Source organism: Oscillibacter sp. CAG:155 (genome assembly GCA_000436875.1).
Taxonomy (GTDB): domain Bacteria; phylum Bacillota; class Clostridia; order Oscillospirales; family Oscillospiraceae; genus Oscillibacter.
Genome location: FR890867.1, coordinates 1 through 2,817 on the forward strand (window position 1 = coordinate 1; position 2,817 = coordinate 2,817).

General features: G+C 64.7%; 4 protein-coding genes. 2 read left to right on the top strand and 2 right to left on the bottom strand.

Features of this window, described 5'->3' with window-relative positions; genetic code table 11:
• Window positions 1-123: 123 nt before the first annotated feature.
• Window positions 124-840: an ATP-binding protein gene (locus QZL67_RS03115; protein WP_022289315.1), complete on the bottom strand. Its 717-nt coding sequence runs from the start codon at window positions 838-840 to the stop codon at window positions 124-126.
• Window positions 841-843: 3 nt separating this feature from the next.
• Entirely contained in the window at window positions 844-1,764 is a 921-nt protein-coding gene (locus QZL67_RS03120) for a DnaD domain protein (protein ID WP_022289316.1), read from the bottom strand.
• 208 nt (window positions 1,765-1,972) lie between these two features.
• Between QZL67_RS03120 and QZL67_RS03125 the strand changes: the two genes are divergently transcribed.
• Both QZL67_RS03125 and QZL67_RS03130 read left to right on the top strand, forming a co-directional pair.
• Complete coding sequence (locus QZL67_RS03125; RefSeq protein ID WP_022289317.1) at window positions 1,973-2,317, top strand: cell division protein ZapA; 345 nt, start codon at window positions 1,973-1,975, stop codon at window positions 2,315-2,317.
• On the top strand, window positions 2,314-2,817 hold a 504-nt coding region (locus tag QZL67_RS03130; protein ID WP_292919750.1), incomplete at its 3' end, for a peptidase U32 family protein. The genes QZL67_RS03125 and QZL67_RS03130, both read left to right, overlap by 4 nt.

Genomic DNA, 2,817 nt, shown 5'->3' on the forward strand with positions numbered 1-2,817 from the left:
CTCTGGACAAAGGCCGTGGTCATCTCCGTTCCCAGATCGTCCAGGATCAGCAGATCACAGCTCAGCACCCGCTCCACATCGGTGGACGCTCCGTCCCCCTCTTCCCGGCCGAATTTCTGGGCCTCAAACCGCTGAAAAATACGGCCGGCGGGATCGTATACCACGGACCAGCCGTCCCCGCTCGCCACCCGGGGCAGGCCAGCCGTCCCCGCTGACCACCCGGGCAATGGCGGCGGAGAGGAAGGTCTTGCCCAGCCCCGGGTCTCCCGTCAGCAGCAGGCTGCCGCTTTCCTGGGAAAAGGTCTCCGCATAGCTGCGGCAGATCTCCAGGATTTGGGCCATGTTCTTCCGGGGCGAGATGCCCAGCATCGGGTCGTACGCATCGGAGTACCAATTGAGCGAAAAGGTCTCAAAGCTCTGCCCGCCCAGATCCAGCATCCTGCTGAGCTCCTTCTGCTGCTCCCGGGCGTAGTATTTGCGCAGACACCGGCACACCTGTCCGCCCCGATAGCCGGAGTCGCCGCACAGCGGACAGGCGGGCCGCTCCTCCAATGCGTCCTCCGGCAGGCCCATCTGGGCCAGCAGGCGGCGCTTTTCCTCCTGAAGCCCCAGATTCTCCTCCTTGAGCACCTCCACCGCCGGCAGCGGGTCGGTGCCCCGGCGCAGGGCAGAGGCGATGATGCGGCTCATGGTGGAGCGCAGCTCCCCCTCGATCTCCCGCAGGCGGGGCTGGCGGAGGAAGATGGCCTCCCGCCGGGACTGAAAACGATCCTGGCGCTGCTGGCGGTCCTCTTCAAATTTCTGATAGGCCCGGCGCAGAATCCTTCCATCATAGGCCATCCGTTACACCCCCTTGTCCCGCTGCTGGATGTACTTGCGCATCCAGCTCTTGTCCTCTCCGGCGGACGCGGCGGGCTCACGCCGGGACTGGGGCCGGTCGCCCTGCTGGATCTCCTCCGGCGTGTGGAGCCCCGCCTCGTGCCAGCGCTTGAGGATGCCGTTGCAGTAGGGCCAGCGCATCTCGTGGCACTTGAGCACGGTCTTGTCGTAGGCCAAGGCCACCGCCTCCGGCTGGAATCCCATCTCCTGCCAGGCGTTGAGGTACTTCTCCTCCGAGGGGGAGGGCTTGCGCTCCCCCATCTGCAGCGCCCGCATGTAAGCCGGCAGCATTCCCTGCCGCTGGGCGTACTTTTTCAGGTAGTCCGCCGCCGCGGCCTGGGTGTCGATGCCCATCCGGGCCCAGGCGTAGCCTTCTTTCTCAATCTGCTTCATGCCGGGCCGGCGGCCGGGGCCGTAGCGCCGCTCCACCCGCTCAGCACAGTGGCACACCAAAAGATAGATCACATCCGCGGGAAGACCCAGATAGTCGTTGAGTCCCAGCAGTACCCCCACATCCGGCGTGGTCAGCCGCTTGCCCAGCTTCTTCTCCACCTCCGCCGTCAGCGTCCGGAACTCGTCGCTGCGCTCCAGCCGCTCCGCCACATCGGCGCGCTGATACACCGGCCGCTCGTCCGCCGGGGCCGGGGGCGTCTCCAGGGGGGCCACCAGCCCCAGTTCCCGCAGCGTACTCTCCGCCGTCTCGATCCGCAACCGGTCCCACCGCAGCTCTCCCGCCAGAGACCGGGGCTGCACGGTGCCATGGTGCCGGAGAAGGGCCAGGTACAGCAGCGCCGCGTCTCCGTCACCCTTTTCCAGCAGCCGCCGGACGGCCTGGGCGGTCAGCGTTACGCTCTCGTCCTGGGTATGAATCAAAATGCTGCCCACGGTTCCTCCTCCTCTCGTTCAAGTCCCTCCTATTCTACACGAATTTTTGAGGCGCGACAAGTCCCGGCGGGAAAAAGGAGACGGAACGGGGTTTGTGAATTTTTTCAAAATCAGCGGAATTTTTCTGGCGGCGGGGACCGTCCTATGGTATACTGTACGCTGAGATAATGGGTGGGGTATACCCTGCCGGAAAATAGGAGGACTTTTTATGGCGAACCGCGTGGTTATCAACATCTGCGGGGAGGACTATACCTTTGTGGCAGAGGAGTCCGCCGCCTATATGGAAAAAGTGGGCGCCTACGTCAGCGGGAAAATGCAGGAGGTGCTGGATGGTGCCAAGGTGGGCCGCACGGACGCCGCCGTTCTCACCGCCGTCAACATCACGGACGAGCTCTTCAAGGCCCAGTCCGCCTCCGAGCAGCTGCGGGGCCAGATCAAAGGCTATCTGGACGAGGCCGGCAAGGCCCAGAATCAGGTCAGTGAGCTCAAGCGTGAGGTGTTCCGTCTCCAGCAGAAGCTGGAACACCTGCAAAAAAGCGAGAAGCAGGGATGAAGCCGGAACTGCTCTCCCCCGCCGGGTCCCCGGAGTCCCTCCGGGCGGCGGTGCAAAACGGCGCAGGAGCCGTGTATCTGGGCTGGGGCGAATTCAATGCCCGCCGGGGCGCCAAGAATTTTTCCGACGAGGAATTCGCCCAGGCGCTGCGCTACTGCCATGAACGGGACACCCGGGTGTTTCTCACCCTCAATACGCTGGTCTCGGACCGGGAGCTGCCGGCGGCGCTGGAGACCGCCAGAGCTGCCTGCCGGCTGGGCGTGGACGCCATTTTGGTGCAGGACTGGGGCCTTTTCGACCTGCTGCGCCGGTGCCTGCCGGACCAGCCCCTCCACGCCAGCACCCAGATGAGTGTCTTTACTTCCGGCGGCGCGGTGGAACTGGCTCAGGACGGCTGCGAGCGAGTGGTCATCGCCCGGGAGTGCTCCAAAGAGGACTCCGCCGCCATCTGCCATAACTGCCCGGTGGAAGTGGAGGTCTTTGTCCACGGCGCTTTGTGC